This window comes from Pseudomonas sp. 18173, from assembly GCF_050432945.1.
In the GTDB taxonomy this organism is placed as follows: domain Bacteria; phylum Pseudomonadota; class Gammaproteobacteria; order Pseudomonadales; family Pseudomonadaceae; genus Aquipseudomonas.
The window spans coordinates 109,335-127,612 of record NZ_JBKFTN010000016.1; the positions used below are offsets into that span (position 1 = coordinate 109,335).

The 18,278-nt window shown below is 60.9% G+C and carries 14 protein-coding genes; 8 read left to right on the forward strand and 6 right to left on the reverse strand.

What is annotated here, in order from left to right:
• Positions 1 to 135: 135 nt before the first annotated feature.
• Positions 136 to 4,929 carry a dermonecrotic toxin domain-containing protein gene (locus ACLD1X_RS18800; RefSeq protein WP_429370176.1) on the reverse strand — a complete coding sequence of 1,598 codons (4,794 nt, stop codon included), beginning with the start codon at positions 4,927 to 4,929 and terminating at the stop codon, positions 136 to 138.
• A 219-nt stretch (positions 4,930 to 5,148) separates the two neighbouring features.
• Here ACLD1X_RS18800 and ACLD1X_RS18805 point away from each other — a divergent pair, with 219 nt between their 5' ends.
• Positions 5,149 to 6,189, forward strand: a complete 1,041-nt coding sequence (locus ACLD1X_RS18805) for an Ldh family oxidoreductase (RefSeq protein ID WP_429370178.1) — start codon at positions 5,149 to 5,151, stop codon at positions 6,187 to 6,189.
• 138 nt (positions 6,190 to 6,327) lie between these two features.
• On the opposite strand, the gene ACLD1X_RS18810 is transcribed toward ACLD1X_RS18805, so the two are convergent.
• Entirely contained in the window at positions 6,328 to 6,645 is a 318-nt protein-coding gene (locus ACLD1X_RS18810; protein WP_429370180.1) for a DUF883 family protein, read from the reverse strand.
• A 164-nt stretch (positions 6,646 to 6,809) separates the two neighbouring features.
• Here ACLD1X_RS18810 and ACLD1X_RS18815 point away from each other — a divergent pair, with 164 nt between their 5' ends.
• Positions 6,810 to 7,064: a hypothetical protein gene (locus ACLD1X_RS18815; protein WP_057400121.1), complete on the forward strand. Its 255-nt coding sequence runs from the start codon at positions 6,810 to 6,812 to the stop codon at positions 7,062 to 7,064.
• Positions 7,065 to 7,073: 9 nt separating this feature from the next.
• On the opposite strand, the gene ACLD1X_RS18820 is transcribed toward ACLD1X_RS18815, so the two are convergent.
• Positions 7,074 to 7,982 carry a LysR substrate-binding domain-containing protein gene (locus ACLD1X_RS18820; protein ID WP_429370182.1) on the reverse strand — a complete coding sequence of 303 codons (909 nt, stop codon included), beginning with the start codon at positions 7,980 to 7,982 and terminating at the stop codon, positions 7,074 to 7,076.
• Between the two features lie 84 nt (positions 7,983 to 8,066).
• Between ACLD1X_RS18820 and ACLD1X_RS18825 the strand changes: the two genes are divergently transcribed.
• The 6 genes from ACLD1X_RS18825 to ACLD1X_RS18850 all read left to right on the forward strand — a co-directional run bounded on the left by ACLD1X_RS18825 (position 8,067) and on the right by ACLD1X_RS18850 (position 14,832).
• On the forward strand, positions 8,067 to 8,990 hold the full coding sequence (locus ACLD1X_RS18825; protein WP_429370184.1) for a carbon-nitrogen hydrolase family protein: 924 nt from the start codon (positions 8,067 to 8,069) through the stop codon (positions 8,988 to 8,990).
• Between the two features lie 136 nt (positions 8,991 to 9,126).
• Complete coding sequence (locus tag ACLD1X_RS18830) at positions 9,127 to 10,791, forward strand: AMP-binding protein (RefSeq protein WP_429370186.1); 1,665 nt, start codon at positions 9,127 to 9,129, stop codon at positions 10,789 to 10,791.
• Positions 10,792 to 10,807: 16 nt separating this feature from the next.
• Positions 10,808 to 11,569, forward strand: coding sequence for an SDR family NAD(P)-dependent oxidoreductase (locus ACLD1X_RS18835; protein ID WP_429370188.1), 762 nt, complete (start codon positions 10,808 to 10,810; stop codon positions 11,567 to 11,569).
• Positions 11,570 to 11,581: 12 nt separating this feature from the next.
• Positions 11,582 to 12,775, forward strand: coding sequence for an acetyl-CoA C-acyltransferase (locus ACLD1X_RS18840; protein WP_429370190.1), 1,194 nt, complete (start codon positions 11,582 to 11,584; stop codon positions 12,773 to 12,775).
• A gap of 141 nt (positions 12,776 to 12,916) precedes the next feature.
• On the forward strand, positions 12,917 to 14,044 hold the full coding sequence (locus ACLD1X_RS18845; RefSeq protein WP_429370192.1) for an acyl-CoA dehydrogenase: 1,128 nt from the start codon (positions 12,917 to 12,919) through the stop codon (positions 14,042 to 14,044).
• Between the two features lie 14 nt (positions 14,045 to 14,058).
• Positions 14,059 to 14,832 (forward strand): enoyl-CoA hydratase, encoded by a 774-nt coding sequence (locus ACLD1X_RS18850; protein ID WP_033051912.1) that lies wholly within the window; start codon positions 14,059 to 14,061, stop codon positions 14,830 to 14,832.
• Positions 14,833 to 14,956: 124 nt separating this feature from the next.
• Here the strand turns inward: ACLD1X_RS18850 and ACLD1X_RS18855 are convergent, their stop codons facing one another.
• From ACLD1X_RS18855 to ACLD1X_RS18865, 3 genes are all read right to left on the reverse strand, one after another.
• Complete coding sequence (locus tag ACLD1X_RS18855) at positions 14,957 to 16,108, reverse strand: acyl-CoA dehydrogenase family protein (protein ID WP_429370194.1); 1,152 nt, start codon at positions 16,106 to 16,108, stop codon at positions 14,957 to 14,959.
• Between the two features lie 3 nt (positions 16,109 to 16,111).
• Positions 16,112 to 17,218 carry an enoyl-CoA hydratase/isomerase family protein gene (locus tag ACLD1X_RS18860; protein WP_429370196.1) on the reverse strand — a complete coding sequence of 369 codons (1,107 nt, stop codon included), beginning with the start codon at positions 17,216 to 17,218 and terminating at the stop codon, positions 16,112 to 16,114.
• Between the two features lie 164 nt (positions 17,219 to 17,382).
• Positions 17,383 to 18,276: a LysR family transcriptional regulator gene (locus ACLD1X_RS18865; RefSeq protein WP_429370198.1), complete on the reverse strand. Its 894-nt coding sequence runs from the start codon at positions 18,274 to 18,276 to the stop codon at positions 17,383 to 17,385.
• Positions 18,277 to 18,278: the final 2 nt, after the last annotated feature.

The following is an 18,278-nucleotide window of genomic DNA, read 5'->3' on the forward strand; positions in this document are numbered from 1 at the left end:
ATCCTGATTTCGCGCATTCTAACCTTGGGTAGAAGTTTGCGAGAACATCAGTCATGGCAATTGCCCATCAACGTGCATTTATTTTTTGCCCGAGCGCTGCGCAGAACGGCGGTTCTGCGCATTTTTTTCCGGCAATCAGGGCGCCGGCAGAGGGACCGGGTCCAGTTGGCGACCCATCTGGCAGATCAGATGCGCGATCGAGTCGGCATTGCGCAGTATGGTGTTTATACGTACACCTGCATTGGTCCTGAAAGCATCTCGCGCTTGCTCCATGCTTTTGCAATTGGTTATTTTCAGGATTTCCCTTCCGATGTGTTCAGTATCCGGGATCGAATCAAGACTGATCCAGGATCTCAGCTTACTGTTCCATTGGGCGAACAATTCCTCTTGCGGAGTATCCAGGGACAGTGCCTCCCTCTGGAACGTCTCTTGGGAATACCGGGTAGCCGCGCCTAATCCGGTTATTGTGTTTATTAAATCTGAGAATGGGCGCCTTGCTTCTAAATAGGTAATATCGATCGCTTTTGAAAACAGATGGGCGAACTCGTGAATCAGGATGGCAGCGCGGGCATGACCTTCGATATCGAAAGGTTGAGTCAACATGTGCCTGTACGAATCGAGTTGTTGGTCAAAGAATTTTTCAGTGAAATGCACACGCCTGCGTGCATCCTTGCGCACCACGAACGCACTGGTGTCGTCTATTCCCTTGCGGATTGAGCCTACGATAAAGCGCTCCGAATCCAATAACTCTTCGTCGGGATCCACCAAGGCAATGCAGATGGGGACAATGGCCTGTCGGATTTTATCGAGCAGGTGGGCATCGACTTCGTCGACATCGAAGAAAACCTTGAGGAAGCCATCAAGGCGAGTGCCCTTTTCGAGGCGTCGGGCCTGTACCAGGTTATGCAGGCTGTTGAAGGCGTAGTAGCGCGCCATATCGATGGCTTCCACAATCTGGCGGGCCTTCTCCGGGTGATTGGCGCGAATGTTTGCCATGCCCTGAGCCTCGATGTTGAAAGCGTATCGAACCTCACGATCTGCCGCGTATTCATTAAGCATCTTCGACAGGTTCTTGCCGAAGTGAACGGTATGGCGATCCGGGGCGAGCACCATTTGCCCTGTCGGGGTTTTCAGAAGCGAGAGCCCGTTTTTCCCGTCCTTGCTGAGTTGCCATGCGACACCCGGTTTGGCCACGCCATAGACTTTCCCGGCAACGGCGGCATACCGAAGCTTGCTGATCGGGTCCTCGTAGGTGCCATCAGCCTGGTTTCTGGTCAAGTCTCTCAAGGCCACCGTTGAATCTTCATAGGGTTGCAACAAGGTACGCGTCGTTGCTGTCGGCTTGATCTGTGACCATTGCGGGTCTACCACCGGTGTCTTCACGGGGGCTGTTTCGACCGTTACCTGTCCGATCGACGATTCTAGCGACAACCGCCCCAGCGTGATCATTTGCGCAGCGCCGGCGATGAACTCCTCTAATGCGAGTTTCCAGTGATGGTCTTGCAGCCCCTGGGCTGAGGCCTCGAAATCCTTGAAGCTTTGCCACAGGAACAGCACATAGGCGAGCTTGCCCGGCAACAGTCCGGAAAACAGTCTGATGCCGGAGCTGAACAGGTTTTTCGCCGCCTCCCAGTCCGACTGGCCGGATGTTTTATCCCGGCTGGAAAGTATCTGCGCAAGCAGGTTGATGTTGTCGCTGTACAGGCGCTCAAGAAAGTTGCCGGCAACAGGTGAGGAGGCCAGCGTCATATCGCTGGATTGCCCGACGGTGTCCCTGAACAGATTGCTGAACACGGACTGCTGGTTTTCGGGCAAGCGGCGAATGACCAGGTCCTGCAGGAGCCCCGGAACATTGATTGCCGCGATAACGTCGGCCTCATTGCGGAACTCGCTGAAGACGGAGCCGGCATGGTAGGGCGCATACAGAACCTGTGGCCCGTCATGCCCGGCTCCGGGGCCAATCAGGTATAGCCCCAGCGTTTCAACCGCGACAGCGCCTGGCGTTTTGATCAGTTCCAACGGCCTGACGATGGCGTGGGCACCGATAACCGCAGCCCGGGCGATTGCATCGGGCATGTCCAGTACCTGGCTGATCAGATCGAATGCACCACCGGTAAGATGCTGCTGCAATTTGAGCGCGTGGGCATGTTGCAGGAGCTGCCACGGTAACTGCTGGACAAAACGCAACTTCCGGCTGGCGGCGTCGTTGCCTGTGCCGGTCAGTAGATCAGTCACCGTTTTGCTGTAGTCGTTCTGAATGTTCAGCGACTGTAAAAGCTGTTTCACCGCGTCTTGATCAAGCCGTTCGGGAATCGCACGCGTGGTGGTGGACGCCACCTTGAACCTGGTGCCTTGAGCAATATTGATGTGGTTCAGGGCGAACTCGGTCAGGGTTCGGGGCGGCCCGGCCAACGCCAGGTCAGGGGTGATCTCGATCTCGTTGGGGTCAAGCTCCAAACCGGGGAAACGGCTGGTGAGCAATGCTTTCAGGCAGTCATGGGCAAAGGACGAGAGTGTTTTGACTCCGTGCAAATAGTCTTTGTCTTCGGTGACGCTGTTGCGGTATTGCTCGAGCAATTCGATGTGCAATTGCTGTTCTTCGACCGGGGCCATGCCCAGCCAGGCCGGCAGGGACTGCTGTTGGTAAATCGCGCTGGCGATCCGCGCGGCCCTGCGCAAATTGGTATCGATAGGTGTCCTTGCCAAGTCTTCCAACCTTTTGACCTGTTTAGTGTTTGTGAGTCCGAATGAGCGCACGTGCCCACAAGTTCCCAGGAAATGCTCGATGGATGTCTGTGCGATGTAGTGCAGAACATTGCCTTCGATCAGGCGCAATGAGTCGAGCGAGTAGCGTTGGTGAAATTGGCGTTGCTCAGGGCGCAGGTTTTCCAGCAGTTCCAGGCGATGGTGAGGGTCGAGCAGTCGCTGGTTCAGTGCCAGCCGTGCACTGTCGACCGTGGCGAACACCTGCAGCCCCGTCGCAGGTGTCCACACAATGGCGCGTCCGGAATGCCGAGCGTCGAGTCCGCCACGCTCTGTCAGCAATACACAGTTGGCCAAGGGCAACACATTTTGCTGGCTGGAACATTTCAGGATCAACGCGTAGGCATCCGGTCGGAAACCATTGAGTGCGAGGCGGCTTTTACGGTCCGCCCGGTCCGGGTCGAACACCGTATCGACGATGGCCTGTGCGGCACCTGTCAGCGTTTCGTCAAGCACCCTCAGACTGGCCTCTCCCCGTACGCCTACGGAAAGTGAATGGCCAAGTTGCGGCTTCATTTTTTCCAGATAATCGCGTTGCAGCGCCAATGTGGCAACCGGCTGGGCGGCCAATTTCGTGCTGGTCTGCGCATCGATGTCATTGAACGTTTTCAGGCTGGCCGCTGCAGCGTCCGCTCGTACGATGGAGGGCTGCTGATTGCCGGCCAGTACCGGCCGAGTACTCCAGCGTCCTTTGGCGTTCAGTGTCAGCAAGCGCTCGCTGATCATTGCGCGTATATCCAGTGCCTTGTCGAACAAGGCGTGGATGTCCACGGTGCCGTCGCTGTGACGGAACACCTGCAGGGCGTATTCGATGTTCTGCCGTTGTTTGGTGATGATCGCCTCGAACAGGACGTTGAAAGTCTGTCCGTGAATCACCTCTCCCGAGACATTCGGTTGATCGAAACCGATGAAGCGGTTGCGCTCCTCCAGGCCAAGCAGGCCGTAGAGTTCATCCTCGTGGCCGGCGGCGCTGAACTTGCTGATCAGGGTGGCTTTGAGGTCCTGATAGTCCTGCAAAACCTGAAGCCCATGGGGGGGCGTGTACAGATAGGCGCTGGAATGACTGATCATCAGTGAACCCGCCAGTTCCACATAATTGGCCTCGTGTTCCCACAGGCGCACAGTTTCCAGGGTAGGTCTGCGGATTGCTTCGGTAACAGGCCGGATCATTGCGTGCAAGGCTTGCCACTGATCAGCGGTAATGATTCGGGTCTCACGCTTTTGCAGGATATCCGCTCGCGCCTGTTCGCCAATGGCCCGGCTGAAATACGCCCGGCGCGATGCCCCGTCATCGGTTGTCGATGCGTCCCAATACAACTCCAGTCGGCGAAAAAGCAGAGGGATCAATTGACCCGATGCAGCTGTTACCGCCGTTTCCCAATGTTGTTGATCAGCGCTGGCGGGCGTTCTGTGTGGATGGGAGAATTCGTGGACCTGCCCGGATGGCCATCGTTGGTGACGGTAGTACTGCAGTACCGCGTCATTCAGTGACAATGAGCTATGCCAGCGTCGTGCCGGGTCGTCGCCGGGCTCCACAGAGTAGAAATTGACCTGTGTCCTGCTTTGATCCAGGCCGGGAAACGACGATTGCAGCAACTCGGCCAGAATGCTGCCAAGCAGGGAGGCGAGGGACGGCAGTGCAATCAGCTCGCCGAGCATGGCCTGCTGGTTCACGCGCTGGTTTTGCGCGATGTCCTTGGACTGCTCCGCAAACACGTCGCCCTCGATAGCCTGATAGGACACATGGATACTGTCGCTGGCGGCCAGGGTTTTGCGCTCACCCAACGACATCTGCGCCAGCAGATCGTCGTCTTCGCCGGCATCGTTCAGACGCTGCCGAAGCTGTTCCGTCAGAGCCGTTCGGCTGTAGTACTTCTGTATGCCGCCGTAGGGGGTGTAGATAATGACCCCATTGGTTTCCGGGGTCGGGCTCAGCACGAAACTGCCGGCCAGGGTGACCGGTTCCTGATCGGCCATGCGCAGCAGAATTCTTTCGGCCAGCATTGGCGGATTCTGTTGGCTGCGCAACGTCTGGGTGGCCAATTCCAGGTTTGCGAACCATTCAAAATCCCTTCGTGTCAGGCCGTGCGTTTTGCCCAGCTCGGTCCAGAGGCTTGGGGACTGGAGGGCTTCGGGGAAAAACAGTGGGGCAGGGGGTGTAGGCATCTTCGAGTCTCGTGCAAGGCGCGGTGCAATACGCCAATGAAAGGAACGTCGAGACTAAAATCCGGCGCCGGGGTGCGGGTGGTAGATAGTTAAAGCACGGGCGGCAGGCGTTCGTGCCAGCCTGCGCAATCGAAGGGTTGACAGGTCGCTCCCGGCGCGTTGTTAATCGGCGGTCTACGTACGCTGTTGCCCCCTCCAATAATTAGTCTGGAGCTTCAGATGTCTGCGCCACACGATCACGCCTCCCCTGCGGTCTCGCAACACCTGTCCCTTGAAGCGTTGACCGCTTTGCTTGAGAAAATTTTCCAGCGTCATGGCACTTCGGCCGACGTCGCCAGGGTCCTGGCGCAAAACTGCGCCGGCGCCGAGCGCGACGGTGCGCACAGTCACGGCGTATTCCGGATTCCGGGTTATGTGTCCACGCTGCAAAGTGGTTGGGTCAACGGCCAGGCTGTTCCGATTGTCGAAGACGTGGCTTCGGGTTTTGTGCGGGTCGATGCCGCCAACGGCTTTGCGCAACCGGCCCTGGCGGCGGCACGCGAGCTGCTGGTGCAGAAGGCCCGAAGTGCCGGGATTGCGGTGCTGGCGATTCGTAACTCACACCATTTCGCTGCGCTGTGGCCGGATGTCGAGCCATTCGCCTACGAAGGGCTGGTGGCATTGAGCGTGGTCAACAGCATGACCTGTGTCGTGCCCCACGGTGCCGACCGGCCGCTGTTCGGCACCAACCCGATTGCCTTCGCCGCCCCGCGGGCCGACGGCGAACCGATCGTCTTTGACCTTGCCACCAGTGCCATTGCCCATGGCGATGTGCAGATTGCCGCACGTGAGGGTGAACGCTTGCCGGCGGGGATGGGGGTGGACAGCCTCGGCCAGCCGACCACAGACCCCAAAGCGATTCTCGAGGGCGGCGCGTTGCTGCCGTTCGGCGGGCACAAGGGCTCGGCGTTGTCGATGATGGTCGAGTTGCTCGCGGCGGCATTGACTGGCGGCAATTTTTCCTTTGAATTCGACTGGAAGAACCACCCCGGCGCCAAGACGCCCTGGACTGGCCAATTGCTGATCGTGATCGATCCGGGCAAAGCAGCAGGGCAAAGTTTCGCCGAACGCAGCCAGGAACTGGTGCGGCAAATGCACGGTGTCGGCTTGAAGCGCTTGCCGGGTGACCGGCGTCATCAACAGCGCGCCAGGTCGCAGGTCAACGGTATTGAGCTGGATGCCAGGACGCTGGCGAACCTGCGGGAGCTGGCAGGACTCTAGACGAAATTTTTTGCACAGCCCCTGTGGGAGCGAGCCTGCTCGCGAAAGCGGTGGATCAGTCAACATGAATCCAGACTGACACGACCTCTTCGCGAGCAGGCTCGCTCCCACAAGGTTTGCGGTGTTTGATCGGAATGCTTACCTACGTCCCAGCAACAACCCCACCACCAGCCCGAACCCGGCAGAAATCGCCACGGTTTGCCATGGATGCCCGCCGATATAGGTTTCAGTGGCCTCGACCGCAGGCAGCGTCCGGTCGCGTACGCTGGTCAGCGAATCCCGAGCTTGCCGCAGTTTCAGGGCGATCTGTCCGCGAAGGGTCTCCGCTTCTTCCCCGACCAGTGAGGCGCTGCTTTTCAGCAGTTTTTCCGACTCTTCGATCAGCCGTTGAAGTTCGCTGAACGCTAGGTCCTTGATTTGATCTTCGGCGGCTTGCGCGGCGGTTTTGCGGGCCATTGAAGTACTCCTTGCAGGTGAGTGGACAGTGAACAATGGAGTCTGCGGTTGTCGGAAAAGTTGCAGCCATTTTGCCTGTTGAGGCTATCTTGCTGAAAAACCGGCGCAGGACATTTCGTCCTACAGTGTAAGATGTCGCCTATTTTACGCAGCAGGATATTTCCATGAGCTTCAATCTGGCCGACAAACCCCTCGCCGAGCGCGCTGCGCTTGAAGACGAGAAATCCCGTCTGTTCGAACTCTGGCAAAACAACCTGGGCAAAGCCAAGGGTGAGGCTGCGCGGTTGTTCGGCGAACGGGCCAAGCGCAAGGGCAAGTGGGCCGAATGGGTGCGCGCCGAACTGGACGGCATGTCGCCCCCGGAATTCGCCAATATGGTGCGCAGTGAAGTCAACCGCCTGATGGCCGCCAACAAGTAACAGCGGCTTTCACGGGAAACTCGCGACAATCGCTTCACGCACTTTCAACACCACCGGATCGAGCTGGGTGCTGGTGCGCCAGCCCAGTTCGATCGGGTAGCGCGGCAACGCCAGGGGGCAGGGCAGCAACGCCAGTCCGCTGAGCGCTGCGATGCTTTGCGCCGCATGGGCCGGAATGGTCGCAACGGCCTGGCTGCCCTTGAGCAAATGTGGCAACGCGGCAAAGTGCGTGGTCGAGGCGCACACCCGCCGACTCAACCCCAGCGCAGCCAAGCCCTCGTCGGTAATCCCGATAAAACCGCTGGACGACACCAGAATGTGTTCGCGGGCGACAAACTCTTCAAGACTGATGCTCTGCTGGCCCGCGCCCAGGCTCGACGGGTCTGCCAGGCACAGGTATCCGCCTTCCCCCAGCACCTGCCGGCTGAGCAGCCGCTCGGCAAACCCGCCTGCTGTAATCGCCAGGTCGATGCTGCGCTCCATCAACGCCTGGGCGACGATCTGGCTGTGGGTCTGGCGGAAAATCAGCCGCAGTTTCGGCGCGCTACGGGCGATTTCTTCGATCAGTCGCCGGCCGTAGGCAATTTCGAAATCATCCGACATTCCCACAGTGACCGAGCGACCGTCGTACTGCTGCGCGGCCGGATCGACCATCGCCAGGCTCTGCCGGCATTTGTTCAGGGCATCGCTGACCACCGGTTTGAGCTGATTGGCCTTGAGCGAGGGGGCCAGGCCTCGTCCGGTGCGCACGAACAACTGATCGCCATACACCTCGCGCAACCGCCGCAAGGCTGCGCTGACCGCCGATTGCGTCACGCCCAGGCGCAGGGCGGCACGGCTGGCGCTGGACTCTTCGTGCAGTGCTTCGAAGACTTTGAGCAGGTTGAGGTCAATGTCGGTGATATTCATTTGGCTCATATCATTTTGCAGTGAATCGGTCTTTATTGATGATTGCGTGACGCCGGAGAATGAGCAACACCTGATGCGAATGGAGTGTGTGCGATGCCCAAATCAATTGTTGCTGCCCTGCAGATCGGCGCCTTGCCCGGTGGCAAGGCTGAAACCCTGGAACAGATCCTGTCCTATGAAAACGCGATCATCGAATCCGGTGCCGCATTGGTGGTGATGCCGGAAGCGCTGTTGGGCGGCTATCCCAAAGGCGAGGGCTTTGGTACGCAGCTTGGTTTTCGGCTGGCGGAAGGTCGCGAAGCCTTTGCCCGCTATTTTGCCAATGCCATCGACGTGCCCGGCGCGGAAACCGAGGCGCTGGCGGCCCTGTCCGCACGCACCGGGGCCAATCTGGTGATCGGCGTGATCGAGCGCGCGGGCAGCACGTTGTACTGCACTGCGCTGTACTTCGATCCGCAGGCCGGGCTGCTGGCCAAACACCGCAAGCTGATGCCCACCGGCACCGAACGGCTGATCTGGGGCAAGGGCGATGGTTCGACGCTGCCGGTGATCGACAGCCAGGTCGGGCGCATCGGTGCGGCAGTGTGCTGGGAAAACATGATGCCGCTGCTGCGCACGGCGATGTACGCCAAGGGCGTGCAGGTGTGGTGCGCGCCGACCGTGGACGAACGGGAGATGTGGCAGGTCAGCATGCGCCACATTGCCCATGAAGGGCGTTGTTTCGTGGTCAGTGCCTGCCAGGTCCAGGCTTCGCCCAGCGCCCTGGGCCTGGACATCGCCAACTGGCCGGCGGATCGGCCATTGATCGCCGGTGGCAGCGTGATCGTCGGTCCCATGGGCGACATCCTCGCCGGACCGTTGCGTGACAGCGCCGGTCTGCTCACCGCGCCAATCGACACTGACGACCTGGTACGCGCCCGCTATGACTACGACGTGGTCGGCCACTATGCGCGCCCGGATGTGTTCGAGCTGACGGTGGACGAGCGCGCCAGGCCCGGGGTGCGCTTCATCGACTGAAACCCTGCGGGCTTTGGCCAAAGCAGTCAGGCAACTTGATAACTTTGACCATTGCCCGACACCCCGCGCAGAGCGAGTATTTCCCTGTTGATTACGGTTCCCCCCAACCTAATAAAAACACAACGGGACTCTGGCAATGCGCGATTACCTGTCTGCTACTTCTCAGTTCAATTATCAGCACACCGTCGACGCTGCACTCGCAGGCAATCTGACCGCCCTCAACGCCTGTATCGAATGTTGTGACCGGCATGCCTTGCCGGGCCGCATCGCGCTGTTCTGGGAAGGCCGCGACGGCACCGGTGCTACCTATACCTTCACCGAATTGCAGGACAAGGCCGCGCGTTTCGCCAATTACCTGCAGGCCCAGGGCGTGCAGAAAGGCGACAAGGTGGCCGGCCTGTTGCCACGCAATATCGAACTGTTGATCACCGTGTTCGCCACCTGGCGCATCGGCGCGGTGTATCAACCGCTGTTTACCGCATTCGGGCCCAAAGCCATCGAGCACCGCTTGAGTTGCTCGGGCGCCAAAGTGGTGGTGACCGATGCGGTGAACCGGCCGAAACTGGCCGAAGTCGCCGATTGCCCGACCACGGTGACCGTCACCGGTCCCAAAGGGCAGGGCCTGGTGCGTGGCGATTGCAGTTTCTGGGCCGAACTGGCCAACTATTCCGCCGACTGTGAACCGGTGCTGCTGACCGGGGAAGATCCCTTCCTGCTGATGTTCACCTCGGGCACCACCGGCCCGTCGAAAGCGCTGTCGGTACCGCTCAAGGCCATCGTTGCGTTTCAGGGCTACACCCGCGATGCAGTGGATCTGCGCCCGGAAGATGCCTTCTGGAACCTCGCTGACCCGGGTTGGGCCTACGGCATCTATTTCGGTGTCACCGGGCCGATGGCCATGGGGCATCCGATCACCTTTTACGATGGCCCGTTCACCCTCGAAAGCACCTGCCGGGTGATCAACAAGTACGGGATTACCAACCTCACCGGTTCGCCGACGGCCTACCGTTTGCTGATTGCCGGCGGCGAAGAATTCGCCAGGTCGATCAAGGGCAAGCTACGTATCGTCAGCAGTGCCGGCGAGCCGCTGAACCCGGAAGTGATCCGCTGGTTCGCCGACAACCTTGACGTGGTGATCCACGACCATTACGGCCAGACCGAACTGGGCATGGTGTTGTGCAACCACCATGGCCTTGAGCATCCGATTCACATGGGCGCCGCCGGTTTTGCCTCGCCGGGCCACCGCATCGTGGTCCTCGATGACCAATACAAGGAACTGGGCGTTGGCCAGCCGGGCATCCTGGCGATCGACCGCAGCCAATCGCCGATGTGCTGGTTCGCCGGCTACGAAGGCGGGCCGACCAAGGCCTTTGTCGGCAACTATTACCTGAGCGGCGACACCGTCGAGTGGAACCCGGACGGCAGCATCAGCTTTGTCGGTCGCAGCGATGACGTGATCACCACCTCCGGTTACCGGGTCGGTCCGTTCGACGTGGAAAGCGCGCTGATCGAACACCCGGCCGTGGTCGAGGCCGCCGTGGTCGGCAAACCCGATCCGGAGCGCACCGAGCTGGTCAAGGCCTTCGTCGTGCTCAGCCCGCAATACCGCGCGGAACCTGCGTTGGCCGAAGCGTTGCGCCAGCACGTGCGCAAGCGTCTGGCGGCGCATTCCTACCCCCGCGAAATCGAATTTGTCAGCGAATTGCCGAAAACCCCAAGCGGCAAATTGCAGCGCTTTATCTTGCGCAACCAGGAAATCGCCAAGGCTCAAGAGGCCGCGGCGAAGAACGTTCCAGCTTGAATCCAGGGAAACAATGATGCAGATCGAGAACAAGATATTTATCGTCACCGGTGGCGCTTCCGGCCTTGGTGCAGCCACTGCCGAGGTGCTGGTTGCCGCCGGCGCGAAAGTGATGCTGGTGGACATGAACGCCGACGCCGTAGCAGCCCAGGCCCAGCGTCTTGGCGCGCACAGCGTGGTGGCGGACATCAGCGACGAAGCGGCGGCGCAAGCCGCGGTGCAGGCGACGGTCAAGGCCTTTGGCGGCCTCAATGGCCTGGTCAATTGCGCCGGCATCGTGCGTGGCGAGAAGATTCTCGGCAAGAACGGCCCACATGCGCTGGCCAGCTTCAGCCAGGTGATCAACGTCAACCTGATCGGCAGCTTCAATATGCTGCGCCTTGCGGCAGCGGCGATCGCGGAAACCGAAGCGGATGCCGATGGCGAGCGCGGCGTGATCATCAATACCGCGTCTGCCGCGGCTTACGACGGTCAGATCGGTCAGGCGGCCTACTCGGCATCCAAAGGTGCGATTGTCAGCCTGACCTTGCCCGCTGCCCGCGAACTGGCGCGCTTCGGCATTCGTGTCATGACGATCGCCCCCGGCATCTTCGAGACGCCGATGATGGCCGGCATGACCCAGGAAGTCCGCGACTCCCTGGCGGCAGGCGTGCCATTTCCGCCGCGCCTGGGCAAACCGGGCGAGTACGCGGCGCTGGTCAGGCATATCATTGAAAACAGCATGCTCAATGGCGAGGTGATCCGTCTCGACGGTGCCCTGCGCATGGCAGCCAAATAAGGAGGATTTGTCATGACAATGTCCAACGATCCGATTGTAATCGTCAGCGCCGTCCGCACCCCGATGGGCGGTTTCCAGGGCGAACTGAAAAGCCTGACCGCGCCGCAACTCGGCGCTGCCGCCATCAAGGCCGCCGTTGAACGTGCCGGCGTTGCCAGTGAAGGTGTCGACGAAGTGCTGTTCGGCTGTGTACTGCCGGCAGGCCTCGGCCAGGCCCCGGCGCGCCAGGCGGCGCTAGGCGCCGGGCTGGATAAATCGACCCGCTGCACCACCCTGAACAAGATGTGCGGTTCGGGCATGGAAGCGGCGATCCTGGCCCACGACATGCTGGTGGCCGGCAGTGCCGACGTGGTGGTCGCGGGCGGCATGGAAAGCATGTCCAACGCGCCTTACCTGCTGGACCGCGCCCGTGCCGGCTACCGCATGGGCCATGGCCGGGTGCAGGACTCGATGTTCCTCGACGGCCTCGAAGACGCCTACGACAAGGGCCGCCTGATGGGCACCTTCGCCGAAGACTGCGCCGAAACCAACAGCTTCAGCCGTGAAGCCCAGGACGCGTTCGCCATCGCCTCGACCACTCGCGCGCAACAGGCGATCAGGGACGGCAGCTTCAGGGACGAAATCGTGCCGCTCACCGTGACGGTCGGCAAAGAGCAGGTTGTGATCAGCAATGACGAGCAGCCGCCCAAAGCCAAACTGGACAAGATCGCCTCGTTGAAACCGGCGTTCCGCGAAGGCGGCACAGTGACGGCGGCCAACTCCAGTTCGATCTCCGACGGTGCCGCCGCGCTGGTGCTGATGCGCCAGTCGCAGGCACGGCAACAAGGCCTGAAACCCTTGGCGGTGATTCATGGTCACGCCGCGTTCGCCGACACCCCGGGCCTGTTCCCGGTGGCACCGATTGGCGCCATCAAGAAGTTGATGAAGAAAACCGGCTGGTCGCTCAACGACGTCGATCTGGTTGAAGTCAACGAAGCCTTCGCCGTGGTCGGCATGGCCGCGATGACTCATCTGGAAATTCCCCACGAGAAACTCAATGTGCACGGCGGTGCTTGCGCCCTCGGCCACCCGATCGGGGCGTCCGGTGCGCGGATTCTCGTGACCTTGCTTTCGGCCCTGCGCCAGAAAGGCCTGAAGCGTGGCGTTGCGGCGATTTGTATTGGCGGCGGTGAAGCGACGGCAATGGCCGTGGAATGCCTCTACTGAAATTGACGCTATCCCGTGTGGGAGCGGGCTTGCTCGCGAAAGCGGTGTGTCATCCGACGATGATGTCGACTGACACACCCTCTTCGCGAGCAAGCCCGCTCCCACAGGGTTCTGCGTCGTAACCGGATTCAAGGATTCACCATGATCCCCAATGACGACCAACAACAGATCCGCGACATGGCCCGGGACTTTGCCCAGGAACGGCTGAAGCCGTTTGCGGCCGAGTGGGACCGTGAGCACCGCTTTCCCAAGGAAGCCATCGGCGAGATGGCCGGGCTGGGCTTTTTCGGCATGCTGGTGCCGGAGCAATGGGGCGGATGCGACACCGGTTACCTGGCCTACGCCATGGCGCTGGAAGAGATTGCCGCCGGCGATGGCGCCTGTTCGACCATCATGAGCGTGCACAACTCCGTGGGTTGTGTGCCGATCCTCAACTACGGCACCGATGAGCAGAAAGAGCGCTTCCTCAAACCGCTGGCCAGCGGCGCGATGCTCGGCGCTTTCGCCCTGACTGAACCCCAGGCCGGTTCCGACGCCAGCGGCCTGAAAACCCGTGCGCAACTGCAGGGCGATCATTACGTGCTCAATGGCTGCAAGCAGTTCATCACCTCCGGGCGCAATGCCGGGGTGGTGATCGTGTTTGCAGTGACCGATCCGAGTGCCGGCAAACGCGGCATCAGCGCGTTTATCGTGCCGACCGATTCGCCGGGCTACAGCGTGGCTCGGGTCGAAGACAAACTCGGCCAGCATGCGTCCGACACCTGCCAGATCCTCTTCGAAGACGTGAAGGTGCCGGTGGCCAATCGTTTGGGCGAGGAGGGCGAAGGCTACAGGATTGCCCTGGCCAACCTTGAAGGCGGCCGCGTCGGGATCGCTTCGCAATCGGTGGGCATGGCCCGCGCCGCGTTCGAAGCGGCTCGCGACTACGCCCGTGAGCGCGAGAGTTTCGGCAAACCCATCATCGAACACCAGGCCGTGGCGTTCCGCCTGGCGGACATGGCGACCCAGATCGCCGTGGCGCGGCAAATGGTGCACTACGCCGCTGCCCTGCGTGATAGCGGCAAGCCGGCGCTGGTCGAAGCGTCGATGGCCAAGTTGTTCGCTTCGGAAATGGCCGAGAAGGTATGCTCCTCGGCGCTGCAAACCCTGGGCGGTTACGGTTACCTCAACGACTTCCCGGTGGAGCGGATCTACCGCGACGTGCGGGTCTGTCAGATCTACGAAGGCACCAGCGATATTCAACGCATGGTCATTTCGCGCAATCTATAAGAAGGAGTGTATTTGTGAGCTACGAAACGATTTTGCTGGAAACCCATGGCCGTGTTGGCCTGATCACCCTCAACCGCCCACAAGCGCTGAACGCGTTGAACGCGCAGATCGTCAGCGAATTGAACCAGGCTCTCGACGGCTTCGAGGCTGACTCGAACATCGGCTGCATCGTGCTGACCGGTTCGAAAAAAGCTTTTGCCGCTGGTGCCGACATCAAGGAAATGGCTGAGCTGACCTATCCGCAGATCTACATCGACGACCTGTTCAGCGACAGCGACCGCGTGGCCAACCGCCGCAAGCCGATCATCGCGGCGGTCAACGGTTTCGCCCTGGGCGGCGGCTGTGAGCTGGCGTTGATGTGCGACTTCATCCTGGCAGGCGACAACGCCAGATTCGGTCAGCCGGAAATCAACCTCGGCGTGTTGCCGGGCATGGGCGGCACCCAGCGCCTGACCCGCGCCGTGGGCAAGGCCAAGGCCATGGAAATGTGCCTGAGCGGGCGTTTGATCGATGCCGTGGAAGCCGAGCGTTGCGGCATCGTCGCGCGTATCGTGCCGAGCGACGAGTTGCTGGATGAAGCGCTGAAAGTTGCTGCGTTGATCGCCAAGAAGTCGCTGCCAATTGCGATGATGGTCAAGGAAAGCGTCAACCGCGCCTTTGAAGTGAGCCTGGCCGAAGGCGTGCGCTTCGAGCGCCGGGTGTTCCATGCGGCGTTTGCGACGCAGGATCAGAAGGAAGGAATGGCAGCGTTCATTGCCAAGCGTGAGGCGGAGTTCGTCGGGAAGTGATGCGGCGGTTTCACTGACGTCATCGCGGGCAAGCCCGCTCCCACAGTGTTCTCGGTCGTTCACACATGTTGTGTACACCTCCGAAACCTGTGGGAGCGGGCTTGCCCGCGATGCATTTAGGGCTTCACACCAGATAGTTTTTCAGCTCGCGGGCAATCACCATCCGCTGTATCTCGCTCGACCCTTCGTAGATCTGCGTGATCCGCGCATCCCGGTAGTATTTTTCCACCGGATAGTCTTCCAGGTAGCCATAGCCGCCATGAATCTGAATGGCCGACGAGCAGACCTTTTCCGCCATTTCCGACGCAAACAGCTTGGCTTGTGACGCTTCCGACAGGCAGGGTTTGCCGGCCGTGCGCAGGCGTGCGGCGTGCAGGATCATCAGTCGTGCGGCGTTCAGTTGCATGTGCATGTCGGCCAGCAGGTTGGCGATGCTCTGGTGTTCATTGATCGTCTTGCCAAACTGCACGCGGTCGCGAGAGTAGGCCAGCGCCGCTTCGAATGCCGCGCGGGCAATGCCCAGCGCTTGTGCGGCGATGCCGATGCGTCCGCCTTCGAGGTTGGACAGGGCGATGGCCAGGCCCTTGCCGCGTTCGCCCAGCAGATTGGCCTCCGGGATGGTGCAATTGTCGAGGGTCACGGCGCAGGTGTCGGAGGCGCGAATGCCCATCTTGTGTTCGCTGCGGTCGACTTTGAAGCCAGGGGTGCTGGTGGGTACCAGGAATGCCGAGATGCCACGTTTGCCCAGGTCTGGATCGGTCACGGCAAATACAATCGCGAGCTTGGCGCGCTTGCCGTTGCTGACGAATTGCTTGGCGCCGTTGATCACCCACTGGCCGTCACGCAGTTCGGCGCGGGTGCGCAGGTTGTGCGCCTCGGATCCGGCCTGGGGTTCGGTCAGGCAGAAGCAACCGATGGCCTTGCCACTGGCCAGGTCCGCCAGCCAGGTCTGTTTCTGTTCTTCGCTGCCGTAGTTGAGTACCGGCCCGCAGCCCACGGAGTTGTGGATGCTCATGAAGGCGCCGGTCGCACCGTCGCCGGCGGAAATCTCTTCGACCGCCAGCGCGTAGGCCACGTAGTCGACATAGGTGCCGCCCCACTCCTCGGGGACCACCATGCCCAGCAAGCCCAGCTCGCCCATCTTCGCCACCAGACCGTCATCGATCCAGCCGGCCTTTTCCCAGGCCTGGGCATGGGGCGCGATTTCGCCACGGGCAAAATCCCGGGCCATGTCGCGGATCATGACTTGCTCTTCGCTCAATTCGATATCGTGCATGGCTCAGCTCTCGCTTTGGTCAAACCCGCTGAAGAAGCTCGCCACGTGCTCGGCGTCCAGCGCCTGGAGGGTGGGCGGGTTCCAGCGTGGTGTCTTGTCTTTATCGATCAGCAAGGCGCGCACGCCTTCGATCAGGTCGCCGCGCTCGAACCACTGGCGGTCCAGATGCAGCTCAAGGGCGAAACATTGCTCAAGCGGCAGTTCGCGTCCGCGACGGAGCATTTCCAGGGTCACGGCCATCGCCAGCGGCGAGCGGGTTTCCAGCAGGTCGGCGGTGGTGACGGCCCACGCATGGCTGTCGGCGACCGTGACCTGACGCAGTTGTTCCACAATACTCGGCAGGTCGGGCTGGGCGAAGAAGTGGTCGATGGCCGGGCGCAAGGTTGCCAGTGGCGCATCAGGCAGTTGCTGCACGGCGAGCCCGGCCAGCAGGCCTTGCAGGTCCTTGAGCGGCGTGTCGTGCCATTCGAGCTGGTCGAGATGTTCGTCCAGCGTGCCCAACCTGGCGCTTTCGAGGTACCAGTCCGCCAACCCGCAATACAGCGCATCGGCTGCGCGGATCTGTACGCCACTGACGCCGAGGTAAATCCCCAGTTCACCGGGAATGCGCGGCAGGAAGTAACTGCCGCCGACGTCGGGGAAATAGCCGATGCCGACTTCCGGCATCGCCAGGCGGCTTTTTTCGGTGACCACGCGCAAGTCTGCGCCTTGCACCAGGCCCATGCCGCCGCCGAGGACAAAGCCGTCCATCAGGGCCAGCACCGGTTTGCGGTAGTGGTGGATCGCGAGGTCGAGGGCGTATTCCTCGACGAAGAAATCTTCGTGCAGGGTGTCGCCACTTTTGAAACTGTCGTGCAGCGAGCGTATGTCGCCGCCGGCGCAGAAGGCTTTTTCACCGGCGCCGCGCAAGACCACGGCATGGACTTGCGAATCCTGGGCCCAGGCGTCGAGCTGGCGGTGCAGGTTGCGCACCATGTCCAGGGTCAGGGCATTGAGGCCGGCGGGTCGGTTGAGGGTCAGATGGCCAATGTGGTTGCGAACCTCGGCCAGCACTTCGTTCTGCATGGCATCCATGGACTGCGCCCCCTTCGATGAAACCTGAGCAGTCATCACTAACTCCCTGCTTTTATTGTTCTTTATCGAGATGCTCGCGCGCGAGCGATGGCGGATCGTAGCAGTGCAAATTTGCCTTGTACAACCCGGATAAGTGCAGGTTATCTGTGCATTTTTGCATGGTGATGACCGGCACTGCTTCAGCGTAGACCACCGCGTATTCAGGCAAACGCCGCGAGCAGGTCCTCTTCGAATGCCTTCTGCGCATCGCCGGCCACCTGCGCTCGGTGCCGGGCCAGATGAAACGCGACATCGAAACTCAGGTCGTGGCGCCGCACAGCCCTGAGCAAACCCTTGTCTTCCCAGCTGCGGGCAAAGTGGCTGGGCAGGTAACCGACATGCTTGCCGGAAAGAATGAAGGCGAGGGTGCCTTCGACCTGTTCCGAGCGTGCCGAACAGCGCTTGCCCTGGAAGGGCTCGTCACTGCGCAGGAAACGGTAGGGGTGATCGACCCGGTCGCAGGCCTGCAGATCCTCATCGTCCGGGGACGCATTAGTGAACAGCGGATGACCGGGGGCGCAATACAGGTGCTGGGTTTCAATGAACAATTGGCGGTAGTCGAACGCGCTTTGCACTTGCGAGAAATAGCCGATGGCCAGGTCCAGCCGCTGTTGCAGCAGCAAGCGCTCCATTTCGCCGGGCATGGCGCTGATCAGTTCGATGCGCACGGACTCGTCCCGCTCGCGAAAGCGCCGGATCGCCTCGGCCACCCGTTGCAGCACCGATTGATCCAGGGCTTCGGACAGACCCAGGCGCACTTCGCCGATCAAGCGGCCGGCCACGCCGTTGGATTGATGACGGAAGGCTTCGATGGACTCGAACAATCCACGGGTGGCGCTGAGGAGCTGTTCGCCCTTGGGCGTGATCCTGAACCCGCCCTTGCCGCGACTGCATAGCCGGTAACCAAGGCGGGTTTCCAGTTTGGCCATTTGCTGGCTGATGCTCGACTGGCTCAACCCCAGCTCGCCCTGGGCTGCGCTGAAGCCGCCGCATTCCACCACGCTGACAAACAGACGCAGCAATTGCAGATCCAGATCGTGGAGTTGGCCGAGCATCA